Origin of the sequence: Magnetovibrio blakemorei, assembly GCF_001746755.1 — a bacterium.
Classification (GTDB): domain Bacteria; phylum Pseudomonadota; class Alphaproteobacteria; order Rhodospirillales; family Magnetovibrionaceae; genus Magnetovibrio; species Magnetovibrio blakemorei.
The window spans coordinates 26,589-53,036 of sequence record NZ_MCGG01000017.1; the positions used below are offsets into that span (position 1 = coordinate 26,589).

Below are 26,448 nucleotides of genomic sequence, written 5' to 3' on the forward strand. Positions count from 1 at the left end.
ATCAACGATCCATGATCATGGCGGAAAAGACGGCTTCAGCCATGAGCGCGCCATCGGCGCGGGCTTTGCCTTCGAACTTATAAACGTTACCGCGTGAACGCAGTTTGGTCACTGTAATTTCGAGCACATCACCCGGCGTAACGGGTTTGCGAAAGCGCGCATTGTCGACCGTCATAAAATAAACCAACTTGCCTTCGGCCTCTGCGCCCAAAGTTTCAACCACCAAAACCGCCGCGGTCTGCGCCATGGCTTCGACAATCAACACACCGGGCATGACCGGATGATCGGGAAAGTGGCCTTGAAAATGCGGTTCGCTGGCGGTGACGTTTTTGACGCCGACAGCCTGCACATCGGGGATCAGGTCTTTGACCCGGTCAATCATCAAAAACGGATAACGATGGGGGATCATTTCCATGATCCGGTTCACATTAATTACGGTATCGGAACTCAAAGCTCACTCCCCCTTCTTCGGTCTTGTCAATTTCTTCAAAGCCACCACTTGACGCCAATATTCTTTTGCGGGCATGGCGGGCGACCCCGCAACAGTCTGGCCCGGCTCTACATCGCGCATCACGCCGCTTTGCGCTGCAATACGCGCCCCATCACCAATACTCAGATGCCCGGCAATCCCCGTAGCCCCTCCCATCATGACATAGTTGCCAATCTTGGTGCTGCCGGAAATACCCGATAGGGCCGGGAACAAACACCCTATGCCGATTTCAACGTTGTGGCCGATTTGTACCATGTTGTCGATTTTGCTGCCCGATGCAATCACCGTATCTGGCCCGGCACCCCGGTCCACGCACGCATTCGCCCCGATATCAACGTCATCACCGATGACCACTCGGCCCAACTGCGGCACTTTCAAATGCACGGCACCGGGGGCAAAACCAAAGCCGTCTTGACCAATACGCACGCCGGGATGGAAAACGCAGTTTTTGCCGATCAATGCATATTGGAGGGTAACGTTCGGACCAATGTCACAGCCTGCACCTAAGACCACGCCGGGACCGATGTAGCTGTTGGCGCCGATTTTACAGCCGTCACCGATCTCAGCCCCATCGGATACGACCGCGCCGGCATCGATTTGGCAGCCTTTGCCAAGGCTCGCCACCGCACTGACATGTGCCGATGGGTGCACGCCGGGGCGCACGGCTTCGGGCGGGTAAAAGGCCTGAGCGATGCGGGCATAGGCCCGATATGGTTCCTTGGTGCTCAACACCGCCATGGTAGCAGGCGCGCGATCAACAAAATTTGGATCGCACAGACAAGCCCCAGCCGCGCTTTGTGTGAACGCTTCAACGTACAGTTTGTTGTCCAGAAAGCTCAGGTGCTCGGCCCCTGCCGCTTGCAGGGGCTGGACATCGTTCAGCATCAAGTCTGGATCACCAGAGGCAATTTCGGCTTGCCCAATGGACGCCAATTGAGCAAGGCTAAAAGGGCCTGCGTTCTTAAAAAACCGTGGGTCGGCCATAGATGTCGCCCTTATTTTTTGGGACTGGCAACCTTAACGGACGGCAACCGCTTGTCCAAATCGATCAGCACCAGGTTGGTGATGTCAAGTTTTGGGTCCGAAAACACCACTTGGCCCTTTTGGAAGACAACCGTGATGCCGTTAATTTTAACAATATCGGCAACAACCGCACGAAACACGTCGGTAACTTTTTTATTCGCATCGGTGCGCACGGTATTCAGCTTCAAGTTACTTTCTTGGACTTCACGCTGCAGCTTTACAATACGTTCTTGAAACTGCTTGCGTTTTTCCGCAAAAACGTCGGCGGCCAACAACGGGCGCTGGGCAAGCAGTTCTTCCTCAGCCTTTTTGACGTCGGCTTTCTCTTTATCAATGGTCGTCTGCAGGTCAGCCTGAAATTTTGCCATCTGCTCATGAATGGTTTGCATGGCCTTCGCATTCACAAACACCGCATCGGTATCCAATACGGCAAGATACACGCCAGCGCTGGCCGCTTTATTTGCAGCAGCATCTTGTGCATTGGCTTGCGGTATAATGCTCAGCGCACCCAAAACGATTGCGCAACACATCCCTGCAAATGATTTGATATTCAAAACCATCTCCTAAAATTTGGTGCCAAAGTTGACACGCATAAGTTCCGTCTCATCATAACCTTGTTTCATGATGGCTTGGGCAAAATCAAGGCTGATCGGCCCCACAGGCGACACCCACGTCACCCCGACCCCAACAGAAGAGCGCAGCGATCCGTCGTCGGAAATATTGGCGCCGCCCGGATTAACCGTCATCAGGCTGCCCAGGTCGGTAAACACTTTGCCCGAAATACCCAGTTCTTGAGGTAAACCCAGCGGCACAGAGAGTTCTGCGCCGCCCGTGTACATAAATTCACCGCCCAATGAATCAGCCGTTACGGTGTCGCGAGGTCCGACACCCCCGTTACTGAAGCCGCGTAAATTGTCGCCGCCAACAAAGAAACGATCCAAAAGGCCAACATCTTGACCGATACCCATAATCACACCCGCGCCAGCACGCGTGGTTGAAACCCAGCCATCGGCGAATTTGTAATAGAACGCCCCACGCACTTCGTTGCGTAAGTAATTGGTATCACCGCCCAACCCGGCCAAATCGTTGGTCATAACCGCATAATAGCCTTCGGTCGGATTCACTTTACTGTTGCGCCGATCGTACATCAAACTATGGCCAAGTTCGGACAGAATCTTCTCACCTTCTTGCTGCTTCACATAAATGGACGCCGTTGACGGCACCCCGGTGATATCGGACTGTTTCAATGTGTAATGCCAGCCTTGATCCAAATGACTGGAAACCGGATAACCGAAACGCAATCCCGCGCCAGTGGTTTTGGTGTCGTAAGAGCTAGCCGTCTGGTTGTCCGTTTGGGTGTTGAAAAGATCAATGCCGGCACTGACGTCACGGTTCATGAAATGCGGCTCGGTAAAGCTCACATTGACTTGGCTTTGGCGCTCAGAAACGCGCACGTTTAAGGACAGATCCTGGCCTTTGCCCAGCAAGTTCCGCTCGCGAACGCCAAATTCAGCCAAGGCACCCGAACTGGTCGAATAGCCCGCCCCGATGGACAACGAGCCTGTGGATTTTTCCTGCACTTCTACGTTTACATTGACTTTGTCAGGTGCCGAACCCGGCTCTTGGGTCATGTTCACTTTTTCAAAGAAGTTCAAATCTTCAACACGGGTCAAAGACTGACGCAGCTTTGAAGCGTTAAAGGCGTCGCCTTCGACAACCTTGAATTCCCGGCGCACGACCTCATCCAAAGTGCGCACGTTACCCGTCACGTTAATGTGTTCGACGAACACCCGCGGCCCTTCTTTGATTTCAAACGCGATGTTGATGTCACCCGTTTCGGCATTGCGATCCACATTTGGACGCACATCGACGAATGCATAGCCCAAGTTGCCAGCGGCTTCCGTCAGCGCTTCAACGGTATCGTCAACCGCCGTGGCGTCATACCACTCGCCCTTTTCAAACTTAAGCCTATCGGCAACGTCATCGGCATTCAAATCGCGCAAGTTGGCTTTAATGTTGACGTCGCCAAACTTATAACGCTGCCCCTCTTCAATCGTGAATGTGATAAAAAATTGGTTGCGATCCGATGTCAGCTCAGCAACCGCCGACAGAACCTTAAAATCGGCATAGCCGTTTTTTAAGTAGTAACGGCGCAACAATTCACGATCAAACGTGATGCGGTCTGGATCATAGGTGTCGTCCGAGGACAAGAACCGATACCAGCGGGTTTCACGGGTGCGTACAATCTCTTGCAGATCGCTGTCGTCAAAGACTTTGTTGCCGACAAAACGAATGTTTTGAACTTCGGTCAAAGCGCCTTCATCGACTTCGAAGACCAGATCAACACGGTTTTGGGGCAGCTGAATAAGCTTAGGCTCGACCGAAACTGCAAAGCGACCACTTTTTTGGTACAGCGTTTGCAGACGGTTGACATCATTTTGGACTTTGGAACGGGTGTAGATGACGCGCGGCTTCAACGAAATTTCGGTCATCAGCTCTTCGTCTTTGATGCGCTTGTTACCTTCAAAGGCGATGCGGTTGATAACCGGGTTTTCCTGCACGATGACGACCAACGTGTTGGCTTCGCGGCGAAACGAGACGTCAGCAAACAATCCGGTTGAAAACAAAGACTTCAACGAGCGGTCAATACGCACGGGATCGAAACCGTCCCCTTCACGCACGAGCAAATAAGAGCGAATGGTTTCCGCCTCGATACGCGCCGCCCCTTCGATGGCAATGGCTTGAATGGTGTCTGTTTCTTGAGCATGCGCAGGCACGGTAAGGGCGGGCATCAATCCGAACGCAACTGTGAACACCATCACAGGCGTTAGAACGGGCGCAAGTAAGGGCAACGTCAAAGCCGTCACCACCCTGAAAATGATCCCTCGCACAGCGCGCCCCATTTTTTTTGCCTTACGTGTCTGCGTAAATATATTCATTCCAGCCCCATCGGATATTCGCCCCCACCAACCCAGGAGCGTCATCCCGGCCTAACGATAGGCCAAAACGCGAAAAACCGCCTTCAAGTCCTTTTCAGAAAAGATGAACCATCATCCAAATTTCTCAAAAAGGCGCCCAAAGTCGTTCCAGGTCGCAAATACCATCAAAAGCAATACCAGAACCATGCCGAAACGGAAACTGTATTCTTGTATGTTTTGACTCAAAGGCTTACCGCGAACAGCTTCTGCCGCGTAAAACACCAGATGACCGCCATCGAGAACCGGAACCGGGAACAAATTGATCAGGCCTAAGTTGATCGACAAGATGGCCAAAAAGCTCAATGTGCTGATGATTCCAGCTTCTGCGGCTTGGCCGGAAAATTCGGCGATGGACAAAACCCCACCCAATTCTTTGGCGCTGCGCTCCCCGGAAAACATTTCTCCCAATCCGGACAAAATATTGACCGAAAACGAATAGGTCTGCTCAATCCCCAGCCCCAAACCTTCAACAAGGCCTGCGCGTTCCGATTTCACATGCTCTGCGGAGGGGCGAACGCCCAACAATCCGCGCGGTTTTTCATCGGAAGCTGAAGAAGAGGCTGTCGCGCCTGCGCTTGTCCCCTCACTGTCCTTCCAACTGCGCGGCGTGGCCAGCAAATGGACTATGGCATCCGCACGCTGGACTTCAAAGTCCAAGGCCACGTGGGCGTTGACCGAAACAATCTCGCTGAGTTCGCTGAACAACGTGATGGGTTGTCCACCGACCGATAAAATAACGTCGCCAGCTTGGAAACCGGCCGCTTCAGCAGCCGTATCGGGCATCACTTCACCCACGGCGGAAAGAATTTTAGGGACCCCAAAGACGGAATTAACGCCCCAAAAAAGCAAAACGGCGAACAAGAAGTTGGCCAATGGTCCCGCCGCGACAATGGCCGTGCGTTGACCCAGGCCTTTGTGATGGAAAGAGACTTTCCTTTCGTCATCGGTCATGGGCCGATCTTCGGCATCATCGACGCCGGTCACCATGTCCGCTTCACCAAACATCTTCACGTAACCGCCCAACGGCACGGCGCTCAACCGCCAGCGTGTGCCGCGTTTGTCGTTAAAACCCCACAGTTCATGACCAAAGCCAACCGAGAACACCTCAACCTTAACGTTGTTCCACCGGGCCAGTAAAAAATGGCCCATTTCATGGACGAACACCAGCACCGTCAAAATGGCGAGAAAGGGAACAACCGTTCCGGTCAAAAGATTAAAAAAGTCCATTATCAAAACGTATTATTCCATTTCATTAACATTTAAGATGAATTAAAGTCGATCGATAACCGCAGCGGCACGAAGACGGGCTTCCGCGTCGATGGCAAATACCGCGTCCAGATCCGACAAAGGCTCCAGCCCCCCTTCATCCAACACCTTTTCGACCACCCGCGCAATATCCAGAAAGCCGATTTTTCGCCCCAAAAATGCGGCCACAGCCACCTCGTTTGCGGCATTCATCACCGTCGGCGCAGCGCCCCCGGTCTGCAAGCATTCCCGCGCCAGACGCAACGCCGGAAAACGCACCGTATCCGGGGCTTCGAAGGTCAGCGTGCCAATGTCAGCCAACGACAAGGTTTCAGATGGCGCCGACATGCGCTTCGGCCACGCCAACGCAAACGCAATCGGCGTGCGCATATCGGGCGTACCCAATTGCGCCAAAACGGAACCGTCCACGTACGACACCATCGAATGAATCACCGATTGCGGATGCACCAAAACTTCGATGGCTTCCGAGGGAACCGGGAACAAGTGAAAAGCCTCGATCATTTCAAGGCCTTTGTTCATCATGGTGGCGCTGTCGACGCTGATTTTAGCGCCCATGTCCCAATTGGGATGAGCAACCGCTTGTTCGGGCGTCATCGCTTGCATTTCGTCCAGCGACTTTTCGCGAAAGGGGCCGCCCGATGCCGTCAAAGTGATTTTGGACACCGCCTGGACGCGCTCAAAATCAAACACTTGAAAAATGGCGCTGTGTTCACTGTCCACCGGAATGAGGGTTGCGCCGCCGTTTTTGACCTCTTGGGTCATCAGGGCCCCCGCAGAAACCAAGGTTTCTTTGTTGGCCAAGGCCACCAGAGCCCCACGCCGGGCGCCTTCCAAAGTCGGTTTCAGGCCCGCTGTGCCGACGATGGCCGCAACCAAGATGTCAGAGGGGTGAGCCCCAGCCTCGATGATCGCATCTTCACCCGCAGCGCACGCAATGTTGGTCCCCGACAACAAGGACTTGAGCTCCCCGTAGAGGCTTTCATCGGCAACAACGGCACGCTTTGCCTTCAGCCTAACCGCTTGTTCCGCCAAAAGCTTGACGTTGCGGTTGCCGGTCAGGACTTCAACGCTGAAAGCATCCGGGTTGCGCGCCAGCAAATCGACGGTGTTACACCCGATCGACCCGGTGGAGCCCAAAACGCTCACCGATCGCCGTTCTTGGTGCCAGGCTTCGGGCAGGTCTTCGGGCGCAGATTTTAATGATGTGCTTACGACAGCCATTTGAGAACGTTGCCTTGCAATGCGAAATTAATCAAGGCCAGAGCGATTGCCGTCGCCACCAAACCATCGACCCGGTCAAACAGCCCCCCATGACCGGGAATTATATTGCCGCTGTCTTTGACGTCAAAACGGCGTTTAACCCAGCTTTCCAACAAATCACCCACCTGACTGACGACCGCGAAAGCGGCACTGACAAAGACAACGCTGGCACCGACACTGTCTAGCGCATCATCTGGGCGAAAATAAGACACAACACCCCACCCCGCCCCGGCACCCAAAAGAGTGCCCCCAACAAAACCGGACCAGGTTTTGTTGGGGCTGATGGACGGTGCCAACTTCGGGCCGCCTATATTTTTGCCAAAGGCGTAACCGCCGGTGTCAGCCCCCCACACAATGGCCAACAGCCAAAAAATCATCACTTGGCCCCATTCCCCGTCCAGACGAATGGCCCACAGCGCCAATGCCGACAGCCCCACATAGATCAGACCCAACGCCACCCACAGGGGCCGACGTCCAACCATGCTCGCCCATTCCCACACCAAGATGACCGCCATCGAAGCAATCAAAACATCAAAATATGGGCCGCCAAAATGAACCAGCACCAAAACCAATGGGGCCAGAACCAGGGCGGAGAGGATGCGCAAAATAAGAGCTTTTGAGAAAATTTTAGACACCTACGGAACCATAACGTCGATCACGCGATTGATATTGGCTCAGCGCGAGTTCAAATTCTTCGGTTCTAAAGTCAGGCCACAGGGTGTCGGTAAAAACAAGTTCAGTGTAGGCCGTCTGCCACAGCAAGAAATTCGACAAGCGTTGCTCACCACTGGTGCGAATGAGCAAGTCAGGATCGGGGATGTCAGCGGTTTCAAGACTCTTTGCAAACAGATCCTCATCAATATTTTCCGGGTCCAGCTCGCCACTTTTGACGCGCTCCGCCATGTTTCGCGCGCTGTTCACGATTTCGGCGCGCCCGCCGTAGCTCAGCGCCAGCACCAAATTGAGTCCCACATTGGCGCGGGTACGCTGTTCCGCCACGATGATTAAGTCTTGAATGTCGACGGACAAGCGGGAACGATCACCGATCACCCGAAAACGCACGCCTTGTTTATGCAATTCGGCCAATTCCTTGCGCAAATACAAACGCAACAAGCCCATCAAATCCATCACTTCACCGGACGGACGCTTCCAATTTTCAGACGAAAAGCCGAACAAGGTGAGATAACGAACCCCCAGGCGTGACGCGGCCTTGATGACAGTGCGCACCGATTCAGCCCCGCGACGGTGCCCTTCCGTACGCGGCAAGCCCCTGGCCGATGCCCACCGACCGTTGCCATCCATAATGATGGCAACATGAACCGGCAATGGTGCATCACCCAGTTGGGATTGAGGTTTAATCGGCATGCGTTCGGATACTCGCTTCGGCTTTGTCGTTGTCAAAGGGCCACAAATTGACAGGCTAAAAGATTAAACCTGCATGATTTCCGCTTCTTTGTGAGTCAGGGCCTCATCGATTTTAGCAATGTTGGCATCCGTCATCTTCTGAATTTCATCAGAATACTGGCGCAGTCCATCTTCGGAAATATCGCCGTCCTTTTCCGCCTTTTTCAGCTCATCCATACCATGGCGACGCACATTGCGCACTGCAACACGGGCTTCTTCGGTGTATTTTCCGGCGACTTTCGCCAGTTCTTTGCGCCGTTCTTCGTTCAAAGGCGGAATGGGTATGCGCACCAACTGGCCGTCGGATTGTGGGTTCAGCCCCAATCCAGAATCCATGATAGCCTTTTCCACGGCTTTCACCATGCCTTTATCCCACACTTGAACCGCCAACAAACGCGGTTCCGGGACCCCCACTGTACCGACTTGGTTGAGCGGCATCGCCTGGCCATAAGCCTCCACGGTGATGGTATCAAGCAAACTGGTTGAGGCGCGCCCCGTGCGCAAGCCACCGAACTCCTTGTGCAGAACTTCCACAGCGCCTTCCATGCGCCGTTCCAGATCCGATTTCAAAGCGTTAATATCGGCCACGATGTATCCCCTTTAAGTCCTCAGTTGTGCCCATGCCACGTGCGCATCAGGCCCATTATTCAACAGTCGTAAACGTACCCTTCCCGCACACCACCTGAGCGAACGCACCGGGTGTGTGAAGGTCAAAAACCAAAATCGGCAACTTATTGTCCCGCGCCAGGGCAATGGCCGAGGTATCCATAACCCGTAAATTTTCTGCCAACACCTGCTGATAACTTAAGCGTTCATAGCGGGTGGCGCTGGCATCCTTTTTCGGATCGGCGCTATAAACGCCATCAACTTGGGTGCCCTTCAACAGAGCATCCGAGCTCATTTCAATTGCGCGCAGCGCCGCTGCCGTATCGGTCGTGAAAAACGGATTGCCGGTTCCCGCCGCAAAAATCACCACCCGGCCTTTTTCCAAATGGCGCACCGCACGACGGCGAATGAACGGCTCACACACCGTATTCATCGGGATGGCCGACTGCACCCGGGTGCTCACGCCCTTGGCTTCCAAGGCGCTTTGCATCGCCAGCGCGTTCATGACGGTGGCCAGCATCCCCATATAATCGGCGCTGGTGCGCTCAATGGTCGAAGCCGCCGCCGACATCCCGCGAAAAATATTGCCGGCGCCGATCACCAGGCACAACTCAACACCCATATCGTGGACGGTTTTGACTTCTTCAGCAATGCGGTTGACGGTTTCGGTGCACAGACCAAAGTCCTTATCCCCCATCAGTCCCTCGCCTGACAATTTCAACAACACGCGTCGGTACACAGGCGCTTCGGACATTGTCGTTGGATTCCTCAATCAGGCGGGTTAATTGCTGAGCGGCTCAGCTCGGACAGTGATCAGGCGACTCCGCGCCTAAATTTGGAGGGGATATTACACCAAGATACCCATTTTTCCAGCCTTTTAGCACCCGTGTGCACAAGCCTAAGCAACGCAAAGGACACAAAAAAGCCGGGGAAGGATAAACTTCCCCGGCTTTTTGGATGAAGTCCGGCGGTTATGCCGCTTCGAGGTCTTGACCCAGAAATTGATCGGCACCCAAAATCTGCAAAACATTGCTGGCTTGAGTGCGGCGGCGCACGGTGTGCAGAACCTCCAGCGAACATGGCAGTTTTGCCGCCACCAAGTCGATGCCGTCTTCACGCCACACCGGCCCGATGGTCTCTGATTTCCAGCCGTTGCGGGCGAACACCGCGCGCCAAATCCCCACTGGCATAACCCCGATGATGTCATCGATCCCGTTGAGGATGGCGTATTCGATGTACGCGCACACCAATTCCTTAACGATTGTATTGCGCTGTTTTGGGTCCAAGTCCCGATCCACACCAAAACGGGTTCCTTCCCAAATGCGATCGGATTTCGGCAAGCCAATGTCTTGCACCATGTGCGGCCACACCTCTTCCAGCATATAATTCACCGATGTCGGCGCAAGGCGGGCAACGCCCCGCGCCACGCCCCGGTTGTCACGCCAGACAAAGTATTGAGCGGCGGGATTATCGAACTGGTCGTATTCCATCCCTTTGTGTGACGGAACGTTATAAGCTTGGCGCTCAATAAAGACGCGGTGACGCAAGCGAAACTGTAACGCCAAGGCGTCGCCATAGAGGTGTGCGGTTTCGTAGTTAAAGCAATCGACGGTCATGATATTTGCCCTTTGTTCCCAGAAAATCTGAGGGCAAAGATGCCAAGTCATGAATATAGATGTAACCTACGCACCAGCGTAGGATTGCGCTGCTCTGGCGCAAAAGACTGTGGATTAAAGTTTAATCAGGCCACCGTGAAGCGCCTTAACGACGGCAGAAATGCGCGTGTCACAATCGAGTTTGCGCAAGATATTGCGGATATGAAAATCCACACCGTGCTCACTGATGTTGAGAATTTCGCCGATAGCCCAATTGCTTTTGCCCACGGCGCACCATTTGATGACCTCTGTTTCGCGCGGCGTCAAGCTTTTGCCAACGGCATTTCGCGCCTGATCGTGCAGGGACGAAAAAACCACGTGAAACTGGACGGACATAATCTCAATTTGACGCAAAAACCGACTGAGATCGGGTACTTTTGTGCTGCACGCCAAACCAACCCCATAAACTTCCCCGTAGGGGCCGTGAAACGGTATTGCCAGGCCCGTGTGAAGCCCTGCCTCCGTGCCTTGGTTCATCAGCTTTTTTTGTGCCGAAGTGACATCGCGAGATCGCAGCATTTCATCCCACATGAAACCATTGCGCGTTGCCAAACAATGCTGACGCACAGGGTCCAACTGCACATAATTGTGTTCCATGTAGTAGCTGACCCAGTCATCCGGGTAGCAATGGGATATGCCGGGGATTTTGACTTCATCGTGGTGGGTATTGCGCAACGCACTATACATCACCCGATCAACGCCGATTTGCTCAAGCGCATGCAGATAACTTGAAAACAGTTGCGCGGGATCGTCCGCCGCCAACGTATCTTCGATGAACTTAGCCAATGCCATCAGCCCCGCGCCCCTTACCGCAACCTCACCCTCGCCACGTTGTCCGCAAAATGCCCGTCTCGCGTCCATCGCCCCCCTCAATGCAGTTGCATTAAAAGCAGATCTCAACTTTAAAAGAGCATAGCACAAATGTCTAGGGTCGGAACCTTTTATCTGACCCTACGTACCTCCGTAGTACCCTCAAATGGGCAACATATGCTCGAATTCATCTCGATAATTGTGAGACACGAACACATCAAGTGCAGAGACCTTGCCTCAGCACAGACACGTCGCCAACGGAGGATACGATGAGCAAAAACAAAACCACGGCCCCGCTGTCCAGCGAAAGCATTCATGCCATGCTTGAGTATCTTCACGTGGAAGCTGAACAAGCTGAAACCGTCGAAGACCTTGCCTGCGTTTTGAACGTCATCAAAACTCTTTTGTCGGAAACGCAGCCTATGCATGCGGTTCAAGGCTTGCCCAACATTCGCGCCGAAGTGATGCCGTTTGGTCATTCCAGGGGGCGTTGTAATTTTGCTTCCAACGTGCCCGAAACACTGATTTCGACGTTTTACGATTTGTCGGATCGCATGAACCAATTGCAAGTCGAAGACCCGGAAACGTTCGTCAATGCGTCCAACGCCTTGCATTGGTTGGCCAACAACGACAAATGCGTCAATTAGGTTAAACATTCAGACAAACAAAAACGGGGGCTTCCCATCAGGAAGCCCCCGTTTTTTTGTTAATTTGAAGACGCGGGGCTTAGTTGCCGCCTGCGACCGCAGCCACTTCGGCTGCGAAATCTTCTTCTTTCTTTTCGATGCCTTCGCCCAGACCAAAGCGCACAAACGCTTTGACGTCCACGCCAGCGGCTTCAGCAGCCTTGGAAACTTTGCTTTCGCCGTCGATCACGAAGGTCTGTTCCAACAAGCACACTTCTGCGTAGTACTTGGAGATACGACCGACAATCATCTTTTCGATGATTTCTTCGGGTTTGCCGGATTCACGGGCTTGTTCGATCAGAATTTGCTTTTCACGTTGCAGCAATTCCGGGTCCAAGTCATCACGCGACAAGGAAGCCGGGTTGGTGGCGGCGACGTGCATGGCGACTTGCTTGCCGAAGCTCTGTGCATTATCGCCCGTTGCACCGACCATCACGCCGATTTTGCCCAAACCGTCTGCGATGGCGCCGTGAACGTATGCGGCCACTTCGCCGCCGTCCACGTTGAGCACCTGCACGCGGCGAATGTTCATGTTTTCGCCAATGGTCGAGATCAAATGGGTGAGTTCTTCCGCTACGGTGCGACCCGTACCAGGGAAATCCATGGCGTTCAACGCGGCCAAATCGCCATTTGAGTCCATGGCCAACTTGGTCACAGAGGATACAAAGTTTTGGAACTGATCGTTACGCGACACGAAATCGGTTTCGGAGTTGACTTCGACCATGGCGCCTTTTGCGCCATCGACGTACACGCCAACCAAGCCTTCAGCCGCGATACGACCGGACTTTTTGGCAGCAGCAGCCAAGCCTTTGGTGCGCAGCCAATCGACCGCAGCGTCCATGTCGCCATCGGTCTCGCCGAGGGCCTTTTTGCAATCCATCATTCCCGCGCCAGACTTTTCGCGGAGCTCTTTCACCAGAGCAGCAGTAATAGCAGCCATCTTAAATATCTCCTTTAAGATGTTGTCCTAGCATGTTGCTATGACACATTTATTAAAATCAATTTACTCGGTCGCAGCAGCGGCTTCGACAACCGTGTCCGCAACAGCAGCAGCTTCAGCATCGGGCAGAACTTCTGCGATCGGCTCAGCAGCCGCACCGATATCACCGCCGCGCTTACCCACTTCAGCCTGAATACCGTCCAGCACAGCACCGGAAATCAGTTCGCAGTAAGTGGTGATGGCGCGAATGGCGTCATCGTTGCCGGGCACCGGATAATCGACGCCCTTGGGATCGGAGTTGCTGTCCAAAATGGCAACCACGGGGATGCCCAGTTTGTTCGCTTCGGCGATGGCGTTGGCTTCTTTATTGGTGTCAATGACGACCATGATGTCGGGAAGACCGCCCATGTCTTTGATGCCGCCCAACGCCAGTTCCAGCTTATCGCGTTCGCGGGTCAGCTGGAGCAGTTCTTTTTTCGTCAGGCCTTCGCTTTTCTGCGCATCGGTCAACTGAGCGTCCAGTTCGCGCAAGCGTTTGATGGAACCGGAAATGGTGTTCCAGTTGGTCATCATGCCGCCCAACCAACGGTGGTTGACGAAGTACTGACCGCAGTTGCGTGCGGTTTCAGCGACTTTTTCAGAGGCCTGACGCTTGGTGCCGACGAACAGCACACGTCCACCACCCGCGACGGCGTCACGAACGGCTTCCATAGCGCGCGACAGCAGCGGTGCAGTTTGGCCCAAATCAATGATGTGAACGGAGTTGCGCGCACCAAACAGGTACGGCGCCATTTTGGGGTTCCAACGACGGGTGTTGTGACCGAAGTGAACGCCGGCTTCCAAGAGCTGACGCATGGTAAAGGTTGGCATTGCCATTTTGTTGTTCCTATTCCGGTTAAGCCTCCGCGGACACCGTCTCTCAGCCGAGAAACACCGGAGCGACACACCGACGAATTTGCGCCGGGGCCGCACGTCCACGTGCGAAATCGCAGCCCCTCATGGGATGCGTGGCGGTTTTTTAGGCTTTTCACAGGCGCATTGCAAGAGAAATGCAACAAAAAATACATTTGAATTATTCTAACGTGTGCGTATGTTAAGAATGAATCTTAAGTCAGGAGCCAGAACATGCGCTATCATCAAGCTCGAGCCATTCGCCAGCGGTCCATATTCATCCGAAATTGCAAAATTGGCAGCCTTGTTTTGCTTTTGGTGGCGGCGGGCATCGTCAGCATGACGGTCTAACCAGAGCAATAAAATGCTGATGAAATAAGCTATCGAGCCGATCCGCCCGCTGCGTTATACTGAGGTTCCGGAGAACAGCACATGCGTTATCACCAAGCCCGAACCATCCGCGAGCACCATTTGTTCCTGCGCAACTGCAAATTCTGCGCGGTTGTGCTGGTTCTACTTGTGGGCAGCTTGTTCTGGATCGCTTAAGAGCATCCTTCTCACCACCCCTCCCCTCAAATCTCCTGCACTTCGGCAATACCCGCGATGGAATAAACCGCGTGGAGGAGTTCCGGCGTGACGGAGACGGGCTTTTCTTTCAGCGCAATAGAGGTTTCATATTGAGCCGTGCGGACCAAGATGCGCACCTCTCCCCGTCCCGGTTTGGCATTTTCCATGGCCGCTTGCAGGTCAGCCAGCGGTTTGTCATCCGTGATGGTGATTTGCAGGCCTGCTGACGTTTGCGCCGCCATTTTGTCCAGTCCGCGCATAGATTGAGCCAGCAGCTTGACGGTTTCGCCTTCAAATTGCGCGGTGGCCTTGATCAGCACCGCCGTTCCCGGTTCCAGCAAATCCGCCGACGCCGCCAGAGTTTCGGAAAACATCATCACTTCATAGGAGCCCGACGCGTCCGAGCACGTCACGAAGGCGTAGCGCTTGCCCTTTTGACTGATGCGTTCTTTTTTCGACACCACCGTGCCCGCCAAGGTGAAGTTGCCCGATTGACCGCGTGCCAGCACTTTGGAAAAGGGCACGACTTCCAGGCGTTGCAGGCTTTTGCCATAACTGTCCAAGGGGTGGGCGCTGAGGTAAAAGCCGATGGCGTCAAATTCTTCGCGCAACCGTTCCATGGGCGGCCAATCGGCCACATCGGGCAGCCGGATGGTCTGTTTGGGCTGATCGCCACCACCAAACAAGCCGATTTGATTGCTTTCCCGGTCAGATTGCTGGGCGGAGGCCTCGCTCATGATCGCCTCAATCCCTTGATGGAGTTGTCGGCGGTTGGGGTTGAGGCTATCAAAAGTGCCGGAGCGCACCATATTTTCCATTTGCCGCTTGTTCACTTGATGGGTGTCCAAGCGCCCGGCAAAGTCTTCCAGGTCTTTGAACGGGCCGTTTTTGGCGCGCTCGCCAATGAGGCTGGCCATGGCCGCTTCACCGACGTTTTTCAGCGCCGCCAGAGCGTAGCGAATGGCGGTGGGCTTGCCGTCCTTGCCCCGTTCCACCTTAAAGAATGTTTCCGACGCGTTGATGTCGGGCGACAACAGCTTCACCCCCATACGGTCCAATTCCTGGCGATAGGCGTTGAGTTTGTCGGTGTTGCCCAAGTCCAAGGTCATGGACGCGGCCATAAATTCGTAAGGGAAATTGGCCTTCATATAGGCCGTGTGATAGGCCACCAAGGCATAAGCTGCGGCGTGGGATTTGTTAAAGCCGTAGCCGGCGAATTTGTTGACGTGATCAAAAATCTGATCCGCCTTGGCCGACGGCACGCCCCGGGCCACCGCGCCTTCGATGAACTGGGCGCGCTGCTTGTCCATCTCTTCTTGGTTCTTTTTACCCATGGCGCGGCGCAGCAAATCCGCACCGCCGAGGGAATAGCCCGACAGCTCTTGGGCGATCTGCATGACCTGTTCTTGGTAGATGATGATGCCGAAAGTCTCTTTGAGAATCGGCTCCAAGGTCGGGTACATGTAGTCGGGCTGCTCATCGCCATGTTTACGGCGAATATAGCTTGGAATGTTTTCCATCGGACCGGGACGATAGAGCGCCACGATCGCGATGATGTCTTCAAACGTGGTGGGACGCAGACCGCGCAGCTGATCTTTCATGCCCGCCGATTCCAACTGAAACACGCCTTGGGTTTCGGCGCGCTGCAACAGATCGAACGACGGTTGATCGTCCAAGGGCACGGTGGTCAGATCAATGCTGTTCCCGCCTTCCAGCGCAAACTTCACTGCCGTGGACAACACAGTCAGGGTTTTCAGGCCCAAGAAATCGAACTTCACCAGTCCGACTTGTTCCACGTACTTCATGTTGAAGCCCGTCACCGGCATGTCGGAACGCGGATCGCGATACAGCGGCACCAACTGGTCCAGCGGCCGGTCGCCGATCACCACCCCCGCCGCGTGGGTCGAGGCATGACGGTATAGACCTTCCAACGGCTTGGCGATTTCGATCAGGCGGGCGACTTCGTGCTCTTCTTTGATCATGCGGCGCAGTTCGGGTTCTGCTTCCACCGCTTCGGGCAGGCTCATGGCCTTGCCCGGATCGTTGGGCACCATTTTACAGATGCGGTCAACCTGGCCGTAGGGCATTTCCAGCACCCGGCCAACATCGCGCAGCACCGCGCGGGCTTGCAGCTTTCCAAAGGTGATGATCTGGGCGACGTGATCGCGGCCATATTTGTCTTGCACGTACTTGATGACTTCGTCGCGGCGATCTTGGCAAAAATCGATGTCGAAGTCAGGCATGGACACACGTTCGGGGTTCAAGAACCGTTCGAACAGCAAACCAAAACGCAGCGGGTCCAAGTCCGTAATGGTCAGCACCCACGCCACCACCGAGCCCGCACCCGAACCACGCCCCGGCCCCACCGGAATGTCGTGGTCCTTGGCCCATTGGATGAAATCGGCCACGATCAGGAAGTATCCGGGAAAGCCCATTTGGATGATCACGCCCAGCTCAAATTCCAGGCGTTCCCGATACGGCTTGGCTACGGCTTCTTTTTCGGCGTCCGACAGCCCCGGGGTAAAGACCTGAGCTTCCAATCGACGCTCCAGCCCATCGCGCGATTGCTTGCGCAATTCGTCTTGTTCGTTGCGTCCTTCGCCGCAATCGAACGGCGGCAAAATCGGCTTCACCCGCTCCACCTTGAAGGCGCAGCGTTGCGCCACCACCAAGGTGTTGGCGATGGCTTCGGGAACGTCGGCGAACAGAACCTTCATTTCTTCGGGCGATTTGAAATAATGGTCGGTGGTCAGGCGACGGCGCTGGTCTTGGCTGACATAAGCGCCTGCCGCAATGCAAATCAGTGCATCGTGGGATTGGAACATATTGCGGTCGACAAAAAAAGCCTCGTTGGTGGCGACCAAGGGCACGTTTTTGGCGTAGGCCCAATCGATCATCTGCGCCTCGATTTGCGCTTCTTCTTTGAGGCCGTGGCGTTGCAGCTCAATGTACACCCGCCCCGGATAGGCTTTCAGCAAGCGCTCCAGGCAGGCCTCGGCGTGGTCAACTTGGCCGTCCACCAGCATGCGGCCCACCGGGCCGTGCACGCCGCCGGTCAACAAAATCAGCCCGTCCGAATAGGTTTGCAGGTGATCAATGGTGACTTGGGGGTCTTCGACGTCATCTGAATCCATATACGCCGTGGACAGCAATTTGAGGATGTTGCGATAGCCCACATCGTTTTGCACCAGCAACACGACGGTGTCGGGGCGCTGCTGGGTGACGGTGCGGCCCATACTGGGGTTGTCGCCCCCTTCCCGGCTCACGGCAATTTGCACGCCGATAATGGGCTGCACCCCGCCGTCGACAGCGCCCAAGGAAAACTCCAAGGCCCCGAACAGGTTGTTGGTGTCGGTCACGGCAACGGCTGGCATCTTGTGCTTATTGCACAAGCCGTTCAAATCCTTAACGCGGATCGCGCCCTCGGACAGGGAATAAGCGCTGTGAACGCGCAAGTGAACAAAATCAGCGTGAGACATAAAGCCGATAAAACCACATCCACGACGAGTCTGCCCAGTGTTAATTGGCCAGCGCTAATTGAAAGCTATATGCTCAGCTCTTGCCGTTCCGGATGAACTTTTTTGGCACCAGAACTGATACATGCCGATAAACGTATCCGGATGCCGGGTTTCAAAGTCATGCCAGCACGCCAACTGTTGCAAAGCGCCGGGCTGCGGGTGGTCTCTTTCAAATTGCCTGCGGACGCTCTCACGGCGCAGTTCAAAGCCAAGAAAGGTCAAGTTCAGTTCTTGCAAAATCTCATTGATCTGAGCCAACGTAAAACGATGTTCCTGAACATGAAAAAGCAAGTCCCGGCATTCGCTCAAACTATAAAAATCAGATAGTTGGAACAGCTTGGAAAGCTCTGAATTGCCTGCTTCACCCATTGCAACAAGATCTTCCCGAAGACGCCGGATGTCTTGCGGGGTTGAGGCATAGCCCTGATCTGCAATGAGGGCGCGGGCTTGAACGACAGATTGGCGCGCCAATTCACTGTAGAGACCAATCTTCATAAAACCGCCGGGACGCAACACATCAACCAAGACTTTCCAGCCCTGAACCGGGTCCTCCATATGATGAAGAACGCCAACGGATTCAACCAAATCAAATGACCTCTTTAAATTCCCCAACGCTAAGATATCCGCTTGGGCATATTCAATGTTGGAAATGCCCAACTCGTTCGTTTTGCGCCAGGCATACGACAAGCTGGAGAGACTTAAATCAACAGCCAGGACCTGGGCATCCGGCAACCATGAGGCCGTGTTTACAGATTGTTGTCCGGTGCCACAGCCCGCAATGAGAACTTGGGGCGGCGCAGCCGCACAAAACGGTTCCGGTTCCCGCCAAAACTGCAAACTTTGAATGGATTGAGAAAAATCCAGAGTACGATTTTGCACGGCCGTTTTTAACCACCGTGGATAAGGATTTTGTTCATACTGGTCGCGAACAGCCTGCGAAACATCACCATCAATGGGGGCCAGGCAAGGCATGCAGCCTCGAAACACGCGTTCTTGCAAAGGCTCCTCAATCTGACACCGGATCACCTCACGAACCACATCGGGCCACACACCATCGACAAGTTTTTCCGCCCACGCATATCCATGGAGAGGCCTGTAAGTCGCCAAGGCAAGGATCTGATGTGAGTCCGGATTTTGTCCATCCTCAATTGTCTGGGCAATCTGTCGGTGTAACGCCTCAACCTGATCGCTTTCTGCAGCGGTTTCACATAGGACAAATTCGTTGGCAAAGGATTGTTGCGCCATTGCTGCGGCGAACGCGAGACCTTGTGCGCTCAGCTCTCCACTCAAAACGTGACGGAGCAACGCGTGTCGTAAACGCGTGAGCATCCTTTCCACACCCAAGTCCGTGAGCGGGCTCAGCCTCATGAGGCGCATAAACACCGGGAACTCGGAAAAGTGCTTCGCCACCGTTTCAAACGCCACATCATCGTCAGAGTTGGAATTCAGCACCTTTTGGACAATTGCCCAAAAGTCTGGCTGGCATTTGAGCGCATTGATGATCGTGTGGGCCAAATCGCGGGGGCGAACATTGGGGCGATTCAGCAGAACGTCCAAGGTGGTTAAAAAGTCCGCATCAGCGGCTGTAAGCTCAAGTCCCATCACGCTGTTTGCAAAGGCCGCCCAATACAGGTCGTTATCTGCATCCAGCACAACGGCTTGCCAGAAATGTCGAAAGGCATTGGCGTCACCGAGATGCTCAAGAGAGCGGGCCAAATTAAAATGTGCCCCGACAAGGTTCGGCGCCATGCTCAGCGCCTGGCGATAGCTTGCAACAGCCTCTTCAATGCGTCTGGCATCTTGTAACGCGTTGCCTAAATTGTAGTGCAATTGCGCCTCGTCGGGCGCAAGCATCAGGGCTTTTTGAAAAAGAGCAACGGCCTCATCCGGCCTCCCCTGCTTTTGCATCGCCAAAGCCAGATTGGCATACGCTTCAAACATATCGGGTTTATGTGCGATTGCGCTCTGATAGGCCACAGTGGCATCCGCAAATCGACCTTGCTCCTTAAAAAGGTTGCCTAAGACGAAATGGGCATTGGGGCTATCTGGTTTAAGCTTCAAAAGGTTCTGAAAGGCCTCTTCGGCAATTGCCCATTGCCCCAGCTCATGTAACACCAAACCTAAATGGTAGACCGCCTCGACATAATCCGGCTTTAAATTGATGGCCAATCTGTACTGGGTTAAGGCGTCCTCCAATTTTCCTGCACCCTTAAGTGCATATCCTAGATTGAAGTGCATTTCACAGACGCCCGGCATATGGTGAATCGCTTTGGAAATAAGCTCTATGGCAATTTCACCTTTACCCATTTGATGCGCCAAGACGCCCAGCAAGTGCAAGGCGGCGGGGTGAGTTGGGTCCGCTTTTAAGATTTGTTCGTAGGACGTCTTTGCCGCCCTCAAATCACCCGCTTGGTGTTGTTGAATGGCCGTGTTTAGGGTGCGCTGAAGTGCGGATTTTCCGGACGCCAATCGACCACTCTTTTTAAATTTGCGAGACGACATTGACCTTACTCTTTGAGGCTAACCACGATTTGCGCGCAGCAAACACGCAAAGGGCCGAAATCGGCGGCTGTCATAAAACTGATACAATCACACCATTGGCGAGTCTGCCCAGCTAAATTTGAGGGGGGGGTAAGGTACGATCGTGCAGAGCCTTAACGGAGCCCTGTCCGCATAACATTTCGCGTCATTGCGAGAAGCGCAGCGACGATGCAATCCACCTCACGCCACCAGATCCACGTCCAGAACATGGATTGCAACGCCCCTTCTGGGGGCTCGCAATAAACAAGAGTTTTTTTATGCGGACAAATGGATACAGAACACCCATCTATTTATGAAGTTCACAACCGAGGCGCTCGCATGGAACTGGAAGATCAGATTTTCAATACTCTGCTCAAGTATACCAAAGCCCTGTCTATTGCGCTGGGTTACCGAGATATATTAACGCGCCTTCATTCCGAGCGTGTGAACGGTCTTTCCATGAAAATTGGGGAATATTGCGGTCTAGCAAAAAATGAGGCTAACATTCTCAATATTGCCTCTTCATTCCACGACATAGGCAAAATCGGTATACCTGACCACATTCTGTTCAAGCCTTCCCAATTTGACGAAGACGAGTGGGAAATCATGAAAAAACACTCCGAAATCGGAGAAAAAATAATGGTCGGGACAGAACTCGAAGGCTCTCAACAGGCTGCTCTGTTGATTCGACACCACCATGAACATTACAACGGCATGGGCTATCCAGACAAACTTATAGGAGAAAAAATTCCTGTTTTTTCCCGGATTATCTCCATCGCCGACAGCTACGACGCAATGGCCGTTACAAGGTCATACCATCACGCTCGAACGCACTCGGAAATCATGGTTATATTGCATGAAGAATCCGGAAAAAAGCATGATCCTGAACTCATGCGGGTCTTTTGCAAAATTATTGAATCCAGCGCATTTAGGGCGAAAAAATCCTAACCCACCATCCAACACGGACTGGCGCGATAAAACCGCACCTACTGGTTAAGGTGACGGTGACTTCGGTGACAGGGTTACACTCTCCACACTTCACGCCGCATCGCGGTATTCCCGGAAGAACGGATAGAGCTGTTCGCTTTCGGCCTGGATGCGGTTCCACACCAATTCGAACATTTCATCGGATTCTTTCGCGAACTCTTGGTGGTTGGCGATATGCAGGCCATTGGTGCACCATTTGCTCGTATACGCCTTGAACACACGTTTGATTTCGCGCTCGCCTTCCATGAAGCGTTCGACGGTGGCCTTAACTGAGCCGTCATGGTTGTTGAGCATTGTGGAATAGATCTCTTTGTTCTTGCTCATATGCGCATCAAACTTTTCGAGATAGCGTTCGAACAATTCGTAAGTGACTTCTGAATCGCACATTTCGCGGTCCTGAAACAAATAGGCCAAGACTTTCGCCAGTTCGGCAATTTGGTGGTTCTGTTCATTAAGATATGCAATGGAAATCATTTTAACGGCCTATTCTCAAGGGGTTGCTCGTGACCTCTAAGCGTATGCTCATTTTAATGAAGGAGTAGCCGTGAGTTAGCACATCAGCGTTGTCCGCAGGACATAGCTTAGAAGATGAGGTGCCTGTCAACGGCCCGCGAAACGGCAAAATACCGCCCGTCATTGCGAGCCTCCAAAGGGCGCGCGCGGCAATCCAGACCCCGGCGACGGTGCTTGCGGTTTGGGGTGGATTGCCGCGTCGCTACGCTCCTCGCAATGACGGCTTGGGTGTGAGGACCTCAGCCCCCTACTGCATCAGAAAGGCCGCTCTCGATGCGCTTTTGTTCTTGGCGGAGGTTTTGGAACAGCTCCGTCGCGAAGGCATCGTCCGCGCTTTGTTCAAAGCCTTCGAAGTGCGTCAGCTCTTCGATGGGCAAGCGCGGGCGCCATCCGGCTTTTTGCAATTCGGGTTTGTCGTGAAATTGAGAGACATGACCCAGGCACAGATAGGCCACCGGGACGACGTTTTCGGGCAGGTCCAAGACATCCTTAAGGCGCTCTTGATCCAATATGCTCACCCAGCCCATGCCCAAGCCTTCGGCGCGCGCCGCCAGCCACAGGTTCTGCACCGCACATACGGTGCTGTAGAGGTCCATTTCAGGGATATGGGTGCGGCCGATCACCACCGGTCCGGCGCGATCTTTGTCGCAGGTGATGCAGATGTTCAAGGGCGCTTCTAAAATCCCTTCGAGTTTGAGGTTCCGATACGTTTCGCGCTTGTCCCCGTCAAACATGTCCGCGGCCTCCCCATGGGCTTTGGTGAACAGGGCGTGGACCTTTTGCTTGGTCTCATCGGAGCGGATGAGGATGAAGCTCCACGGCTGCATAAACCCCACCGACGGTGCATAGTGCGCCGCCATCATCACCCGACTGAGCATCTCCGGAGTGATGGGTTCATCGGTAAACTGCCCGCGCACATCGCGCCTGGAATAGATGGTGCGATATAAGGCTTGGCGTTCTGAGGCGGAAAATTGGTGTTGAGGCGTAGGCGTGCTGTGTGCGTTTTCCATTTAAAGTCCCCTTCATGGAAAAATAAACCCGCGACGCTGTCCATGCGTCCGGGCAAAATTCTCCAGGCCGGTCTTCTGACTTGGGATCGATGTGTTCATGCCCCTTCCCAGCTTAAACATAAGCCAGTGGGTATGCGCTTGAACACTCCCCCTCACAGCGTTGGGCACGTGGCGGAGTTGCACCGCCTTCCCGATTCTTTTCGAATGCTGAGCAGCATTCAAAACACCTGAAGAAAACTGCGGCGTCGGAGGAAATCCAACCGACGCCGCGAGAAGTCTAGTCTGAGAACAGTTCAGAGATCAATCTTCAACCACACAAATCTGGTTTTTCATCATCGCTTCGATGGTGCGTACCGTCAAAAGCGCCAGAACCATGTTGAGAATGAAGAACAAAACGATGGCCAAGAAGTGGTAAAAGTCCTTACCGGTCGCTTCCGCCATCAAAAAAGAGGCAATGGTCATCGCCGCTAACGGGAACGAATAAGCCCACCACGACAAGAAGAACTTCAACCGCGCAAACTTGACGAACTGGGTTGCCAGCAACAACGTCAAAAACAGTGCGGTGTGAAACAGCACGGTCGAAAACGCATCCACGCCGCCCGTCAACTTCACGTAAGAGATAAAACCGACCGCTGGCGGTGCAACCAAAATGAAAAACGTCGGCAGCAATTTGTCAGGCAGCGGATTGTGAAAGATGATGCGGTACATCACGATCACAAACAACACCAACCAAAACACCAGACCAACGGAGAAGAAAAACCACGAGATATCGACAAAGCCGTGCTGCATGCCGCCGATGGGGGCGACGATGTTGCCCACCACGGGAATGAACCAAGCCGGGTTCATATGGTTGATGTCAAAATGGGTGTGATTGATCCACGACGACAGCACGTACATGGTGAGCCCCAAGTGCGCCGCCGCGCCGACCATCCAGAGATTTTTGGACAACTCGGGATAGTACTCAAACGTCACCACCGCCATCAACAGCAAGCTGATGGAAATGGTGGGGAAAAAGCTCAGTTGCACCGGGTGGTGCAGTTCCTTGAGAACCCCTTCCCTGTGCAGAACATACTTTGCTGTGTATGCGATCAACAAAACAATGAACACGACCGCCGTGATCATTGCGTGATAGGGGCTGGCCATAAATGGCATGATGGTGGCTTGTTCGGCCTTTTCCCATGCTAAGGTCAGGCCCGCCAGGCCCATCACGATGGCAAAAAAAGAAATGGGTAAATTGCCAAGACGCGCCGGTGTCGACGCCTTATCCTGAACGGTGCTCATACGGCCTTATCCCCTCAACAGTTATAGGTGCTCCAGACCTATAGCGTGGGGCGATTTCCATTGAGATTCAAGTATTTCTTTAGAGACGGTCTAAACCTCGATCAAATGACCATTTTCAACCCGGACGGTGCGATCCATGCGCCGAGCCAAATCAGGGTTGTGGGTTGCAATCACCGCCGTGAGTCCGGTTTTCCGGGTCAAATTCAACAACATATTGAAGACCCCCCCGGCTGTTTCCGGGTCCAGGTTCCCGGTCGGCTCGTCGGCCAGCAGCAACGTTGGCGCATTGGCCAGGGCCCGGCCAATGGCGACCCGTTGCTGTTCGCCGCCCGATAACTTCGCCGGACGGTGGGTGGCGCGATTCGCCAGCCCCAGCATCTCCAGCAACTGACTGGCGCGCTCTTTGGCCTCAGCCTTGTCCAGACCCGCAATAATCTGCGGAATGGCGATGTTTTCCAGGGCCGAAAATTCTGCCAGCAAGTGATGATATTGATACACAAAGCCCAAGTGTTTACGGCGCATTTCCGTGCGCCGATCGTCACCCAGTTTTGAACATGCCACGCCGGCGATATTGATCTCGCCGCTGTCGGGTTTTTCCAACAAGCCGGCAATGTGCAACAGCGTCGACTTGCCCGAACCGCTGGGACCGACCAGGGCGACGATTTCGCCCGCGTTGATTTTCAGCTCGGCCCCTTTGAGCACGTGCAACGCGGTTTCGCCGGTGCCGAAGCACCGCTCAATCGCTTGCAGATGCAAAACCGGATTGCCCATCATTTCCCTATTCATAACGAAGCGCCTCTGCCGGGTCCAGGCGTGCGGCGCGCCAAGCCGGGTAAATGGTCGCCAAAAACGACAACCCCAGCCCCATCAACACGGTGGACAGAACCTCCATCGGTTCGACCTTGGCGGGCAGTTGGGACAAGAAGTAAATTTCGGCGGCAAACAGTTCGGTTCCGGTGACGGACTGAATCCATTGGCGAATGGATTCGATGTTGAGCGAAAACCACAGCCCCAAGCCAAAACCGCTCGCCGTGCCAAGCACGCCAATGCTGGCGCCGGCCAAAAAGAACACCCGCATAATCATGCCCCGGGTCGCCCCCATGGTACGCAAAATCGCAATATCGCGGCCTTTGTCTTTCACCAACATGATCAAACTGGAAATGATGTTGAACGCCGCCACCAAAATGATCAGGGTGAGGATCAAAAACATCACGTTGCGTTCCACCTGAATGGCATTGAAAAAGCTGGCATTGGTTTTTTGCCAGTCAAACACCCGCGCCTGTTCATCCAGGGCGTGCTTGATGTCGTCGCCAATGCCTTTGGTGTTGTTGGCGTCGGAAACAAACACTTCCAGATTATTGACGGAGTCTTTCATCTGGAAATAAACCTGTGCGGCGTGCAAGGGAATGAAGGCAAAACCACTGTCGTATTCGAACATGCCGATGGAGAACGTCGCCACCACTTCAAACGAGCGCATGCGCGGCACCGTGCCGAATGCGGTGGGCTGGCCTTTGGGAGAAATGATGGTGACACTGTCGCCCACCCTGACACCCAAGCGACTGGCCAACTGAGAGCCGATGATGATGCTGTCTTCGGCGCCAAAATTGTTCAAATCACCCATTTGAATGTTGTTGGCGATCATTTGCCGCGCCTGCAAGTCGGTTGACTTAATGCCGCGCAGAACCAAACCGCGGGCTTGGCCGTTGTGGGTCGCCATGACTTGGCCTTCGATCAACGGCGAAGCGCTGATCACGCCGGGCACCGCCGCGACAATTTTGGCCTTGGCGTCATAATCAGACATTTCGCCAATCGGTGCATAGACATTGACGTGGCCGTTGAGGCCCAAAATGCGATCCATCAATTCCGCACGAAAGCCGTTCATCACGCTCATCACAATGATCAACGTGGCGACGCCGATGGCGATGCCCAACAAAGAAAACCAGGCGATGACGGACACAAAACCTTCTTGCCTGCGGGCCCGAAGATAGCGCATGGCCATCATCCACTCAAATGCGGAAAACATATCGAAAAGAAGTCCTTACA

23 protein-coding genes and 1 riboswitch are annotated in these 26,448 nt (G+C 53.9%); of the genes, 2 read left to right on the forward strand and 21 right to left on the reverse strand.

Going from position 1 to position 26,448, the window contains the following annotated elements; translation table 11 throughout:
* Position 1: 1 nt before the first annotated feature.
* From fabZ to BEN30_RS05495, 12 genes are all read right to left on the reverse strand, one after another.
* Positions 2-451, reverse strand: a complete 450-nt coding sequence (fabZ, locus tag BEN30_RS05440; protein ID WP_069957335.1) for a 3-hydroxyacyl-ACP dehydratase FabZ — start codon at positions 449-451, stop codon at positions 2-4.
* A gap of 3 nt (positions 452-454) precedes the next feature.
* Positions 455-1,474 (reverse strand): UDP-3-O-(3-hydroxymyristoyl)glucosamine N-acyltransferase, encoded by a 1,020-nt coding sequence (gene lpxD / locus BEN30_RS05445; protein ID WP_069957336.1) that lies wholly within the window; start codon positions 1,472-1,474, stop codon positions 455-457.
* 11 nt (positions 1,475-1,485) lie between these two features.
* Positions 1,486-2,067 carry an OmpH family outer membrane protein gene (locus BEN30_RS05450; RefSeq protein WP_170826969.1) on the reverse strand — a complete coding sequence of 194 codons (582 nt, stop codon included), beginning with the start codon at positions 2,065-2,067 and terminating at the stop codon, positions 1,486-1,488.
* A 9-nt stretch (positions 2,068-2,076) separates the two neighbouring features.
* The gene (gene bamA / locus BEN30_RS05455) at positions 2,077-4,416 is read right to left on the reverse strand and encodes an outer membrane protein assembly factor BamA (protein WP_084005077.1); all 2,340 of its coding nucleotides are present in this window, start codon (positions 4,414-4,416) and stop codon (positions 2,077-2,079) included.
* Positions 4,417-4,563: 147 nt separating this feature from the next.
* Positions 4,564-5,718, reverse strand: a complete 1,155-nt coding sequence (rseP, locus tag BEN30_RS05460; protein WP_069957338.1) for an RIP metalloprotease RseP — start codon at positions 5,716-5,718, stop codon at positions 4,564-4,566.
* 42 nt (positions 5,719-5,760) lie between these two features.
* The gene (locus tag BEN30_RS05465) at positions 5,761-6,978 is read right to left on the reverse strand and encodes a 1-deoxy-D-xylulose-5-phosphate reductoisomerase (protein WP_084005079.1); all 1,218 of its coding nucleotides are present in this window, start codon (positions 6,976-6,978) and stop codon (positions 5,761-5,763) included.
* Positions 6,966-7,652 carry a phosphatidate cytidylyltransferase gene (locus tag BEN30_RS05470; RefSeq protein ID WP_245648994.1) on the reverse strand — a complete coding sequence of 229 codons (687 nt, stop codon included), beginning with the start codon at positions 7,650-7,652 and terminating at the stop codon, positions 6,966-6,968. The genes BEN30_RS05465 and BEN30_RS05470 overlap by 13 nt, the downstream gene beginning before the upstream one ends.
* On the reverse strand, positions 7,645-8,382 hold the full coding sequence (locus BEN30_RS05475) for an isoprenyl transferase (RefSeq protein WP_139134870.1): 738 nt from the start codon (positions 8,380-8,382) through the stop codon (positions 7,645-7,647). The genes BEN30_RS05470 and BEN30_RS05475 overlap by 8 nt, the downstream gene beginning before the upstream one ends.
* Positions 8,383-8,445: 63 nt before the next feature.
* Positions 8,446-8,967: a ribosome recycling factor gene (frr, locus tag BEN30_RS05480; protein ID WP_069957454.1), complete on the reverse strand. Its 522-nt coding sequence runs from the start codon at positions 8,965-8,967 to the stop codon at positions 8,446-8,448.
* Between the two features lie 97 nt (positions 8,968-9,064).
* Positions 9,065-9,781, reverse strand: coding sequence for a UMP kinase (pyrH, locus tag BEN30_RS05485; protein ID WP_069957339.1), 717 nt, complete (start codon positions 9,779-9,781; stop codon positions 9,065-9,067).
* Positions 9,782-9,998: 217 nt separating this feature from the next.
* Positions 9,999-10,643: an acyl-homoserine-lactone synthase gene (locus BEN30_RS05490; protein WP_069957340.1), complete on the reverse strand. Its 645-nt coding sequence runs from the start codon at positions 10,641-10,643 to the stop codon at positions 9,999-10,001.
* A gap of 114 nt (positions 10,644-10,757) precedes the next feature.
* A complete protein-coding gene (locus tag BEN30_RS05495; RefSeq protein ID WP_170826970.1) occupies positions 10,758-11,474 on the reverse strand; it encodes a LuxR family transcriptional regulator in 717 nt (238 codons plus the stop codon).
* A gap of 287 nt (positions 11,475-11,761) precedes the next feature.
* On the opposite strand from BEN30_RS05495, the gene BEN30_RS05500 reads away from it, so the two are divergent.
* Positions 11,762-12,139, forward strand: a complete 378-nt coding sequence (locus BEN30_RS05500) for a hypothetical protein (protein WP_069957342.1) — start codon at positions 11,762-11,764, stop codon at positions 12,137-12,139.
* A gap of 79 nt (positions 12,140-12,218) precedes the next feature.
* Here BEN30_RS05500 and tsf read toward each other — a convergent pair whose 3' ends face one another.
* From tsf to BEN30_RS05520, 4 genes are all read right to left on the reverse strand, one after another.
* A complete protein-coding gene (tsf, locus tag BEN30_RS05505; RefSeq protein WP_069957343.1) occupies positions 12,219-13,118 on the reverse strand; it encodes a translation elongation factor Ts in 900 nt (299 codons plus the stop codon).
* Between the two features lie 63 nt (positions 13,119-13,181).
* Entirely contained in the window at positions 13,182-13,994 is an 813-nt protein-coding gene (rpsB, locus tag BEN30_RS05510) for a 30S ribosomal protein S2 (protein WP_069957344.1), read from the reverse strand.
* Positions 13,995-14,581: 587 nt separating this feature from the next.
* On the reverse strand, positions 14,582-18,055 hold the full coding sequence (dnaE, locus tag BEN30_RS05515; protein ID WP_069957345.1) for a DNA polymerase III subunit alpha: 3,474 nt from the start codon (positions 18,053-18,055) through the stop codon (positions 14,582-14,584).
* 54 nt (positions 18,056-18,109) lie between these two features.
* A complete protein-coding gene (locus BEN30_RS05520; RefSeq protein WP_084005085.1) occupies positions 18,110-20,596 on the reverse strand; it encodes a tetratricopeptide repeat protein in 2,487 nt (828 codons plus the stop codon).
* Between the two features lie 357 nt (positions 20,597-20,953).
* Here BEN30_RS05520 and BEN30_RS05525 point away from each other — a divergent pair, with 357 nt between their 5' ends.
* Positions 20,954-21,562 (forward strand): HD-GYP domain-containing protein, encoded by a 609-nt coding sequence (locus BEN30_RS05525; protein ID WP_069957455.1) that lies wholly within the window; start codon positions 20,954-20,956, stop codon positions 21,560-21,562.
* A gap of 90 nt (positions 21,563-21,652) precedes the next feature.
* Here BEN30_RS05525 and BEN30_RS05530 read toward each other — a convergent pair whose 3' ends face one another.
* From BEN30_RS05530 to BEN30_RS05550, 5 genes are all read right to left on the reverse strand, one after another.
* On the reverse strand, positions 21,653-22,075 hold the full coding sequence (locus BEN30_RS05530; protein ID WP_069957347.1) for a hypothetical protein: 423 nt from the start codon (positions 22,073-22,075) through the stop codon (positions 21,653-21,655).
* Between the two features lie 278 nt (positions 22,076-22,353).
* Positions 22,354-23,124, reverse strand: coding sequence for a 5,6-dimethylbenzimidazole synthase (bluB, locus tag BEN30_RS05535; RefSeq protein WP_069957348.1), 771 nt, complete (start codon positions 23,122-23,124; stop codon positions 22,354-22,356).
* Between the two features lie 48 nt (positions 23,125-23,172).
* Positions 23,173-23,370: riboswitch (cobalamin riboswitch) on the reverse strand.
* A 54-nt stretch (positions 23,371-23,424) separates the two neighbouring features.
* The gene (locus BEN30_RS05540; protein WP_069957349.1) at positions 23,425-24,405 is read right to left on the reverse strand and encodes an SLAC1 anion channel family protein; all 981 of its coding nucleotides are present in this window, start codon (positions 24,403-24,405) and stop codon (positions 23,425-23,427) included.
* A 90-nt stretch (positions 24,406-24,495) separates the two neighbouring features.
* The gene (locus tag BEN30_RS05545) at positions 24,496-25,191 is read right to left on the reverse strand and encodes an ABC transporter ATP-binding protein (protein WP_245648995.1); all 696 of its coding nucleotides are present in this window, start codon (positions 25,189-25,191) and stop codon (positions 24,496-24,498) included.
* Positions 25,184-26,428, reverse strand: a complete 1,245-nt coding sequence (locus tag BEN30_RS05550) for a lipoprotein-releasing ABC transporter permease subunit (RefSeq protein WP_069957351.1) — start codon at positions 26,426-26,428, stop codon at positions 25,184-25,186. The genes BEN30_RS05545 and BEN30_RS05550 overlap by 8 nt, the downstream gene beginning before the upstream one ends.
* Positions 26,429-26,448: the final 20 nt, after the last annotated feature.

What these genes read in the sequence shown, in the direction of transcription:
- BEN30_RS05475 (WP_139134870.1), bottom strand. Translation starts at nt 8,382, where the DNA reads ATGCCGATTAAACCTCAATCCCAACTGGGTGATGCACCATTGCCGGTT.
- BEN30_RS05495 (WP_170826970.1), bottom strand. Translation starts at nt 11,474, where the DNA reads ATGGCATTGGCTAAGTTCATCGAAGATACGTTGGCGGCGGACGATCCC.
- rpsB (WP_069957344.1), bottom strand. Translation starts at nt 13,994, where the DNA reads ATGGCAATGCCAACCTTTACCATGCGTCAGCTCTTGGAAGCCGGCGTT.
- bamA (WP_084005077.1), bottom strand. Translation starts at nt 4,416, where the DNA reads ATGGGGCGCGCTGTGCGAGGGATCATTTTCAGGGTGGTGACGGCTTTG.
- BEN30_RS05520 (WP_084005085.1), bottom strand. Translation starts at nt 20,596, where the DNA reads ATGTCGTCTCGCAAATTTAAAAAGAGTGGTCGATTGGCGTCCGGAAAA.
- bluB (WP_069957348.1), bottom strand. Translation starts at nt 23,124, where the DNA reads ATGGAAAACGCACACAGCACGCCTACGCCTCAACACCAATTTTCCGCC.
- lpxD (WP_069957336.1), bottom strand. Translation starts at nt 1,474, where the DNA reads ATGGCCGACCCACGGTTTTTTAAGAACGCAGGCCCTTTTAGCCTTGCT.
- tsf (WP_069957343.1), bottom strand. Translation starts at nt 13,118, where the DNA reads ATGGCTGCTATTACTGCTGCTCTGGTGAAAGAGCTCCGCGAAAAGTCT.
- BEN30_RS05500 (WP_069957342.1), top strand. Translation starts at nt 11,762, where the DNA reads ATGAGCAAAAACAAAACCACGGCCCCGCTGTCCAGCGAAAGCATTCAT.
- BEN30_RS05490 (WP_069957340.1), bottom strand. Translation starts at nt 10,643, where the DNA reads ATGACCGTCGATTGCTTTAACTACGAAACCGCACACCTCTATGGCGAC.
- BEN30_RS05465 (WP_084005079.1), bottom strand. Translation starts at nt 6,978, where the DNA reads ATGGCTGTCGTAAGCACATCATTAAAATCTGCGCCCGAAGACCTGCCC.
- pyrH (WP_069957339.1), bottom strand. Translation starts at nt 9,781, where the DNA reads ATGTCCGAAGCGCCTGTGTACCGACGCGTGTTGTTGAAATTGTCAGGC.
- BEN30_RS05545 (WP_245648995.1), bottom strand. Translation starts at nt 25,191, where the DNA reads ATGAATAGGGAAATGATGGGCAATCCGGTTTTGCATCTGCAAGCGATT.
- BEN30_RS05525 (WP_069957455.1), top strand. Translation starts at nt 20,954, where the DNA reads ATGGAACTGGAAGATCAGATTTTCAATACTCTGCTCAAGTATACCAAA.
- BEN30_RS05530 (WP_069957347.1), bottom strand. Translation starts at nt 22,075, where the DNA reads ATGATTTCCATTGCATATCTTAATGAACAGAACCACCAAATTGCCGAA.
- rseP (WP_069957338.1), bottom strand. Translation starts at nt 5,718, where the DNA reads ATGGACTTTTTTAATCTTTTGACCGGAACGGTTGTTCCCTTTCTCGCC.
- BEN30_RS05540 (WP_069957349.1), bottom strand. Translation starts at nt 24,405, where the DNA reads ATGAGCACCGTTCAGGATAAGGCGTCGACACCGGCGCGTCTTGGCAAT.
- frr (WP_069957454.1), bottom strand. Translation starts at nt 8,967, where the DNA reads ATGGAAGGCGCTGTGGAAGTTCTGCACAAGGAGTTCGGTGGCTTGCGC.
- dnaE (WP_069957345.1), bottom strand. Translation starts at nt 18,055, where the DNA reads ATGTCTCACGCTGATTTTGTTCACTTGCGCGTTCACAGCGCTTATTCC.
- BEN30_RS05550 (WP_069957351.1), bottom strand. Translation starts at nt 26,428, where the DNA reads ATGTTTTCCGCATTTGAGTGGATGATGGCCATGCGCTATCTTCGGGCC.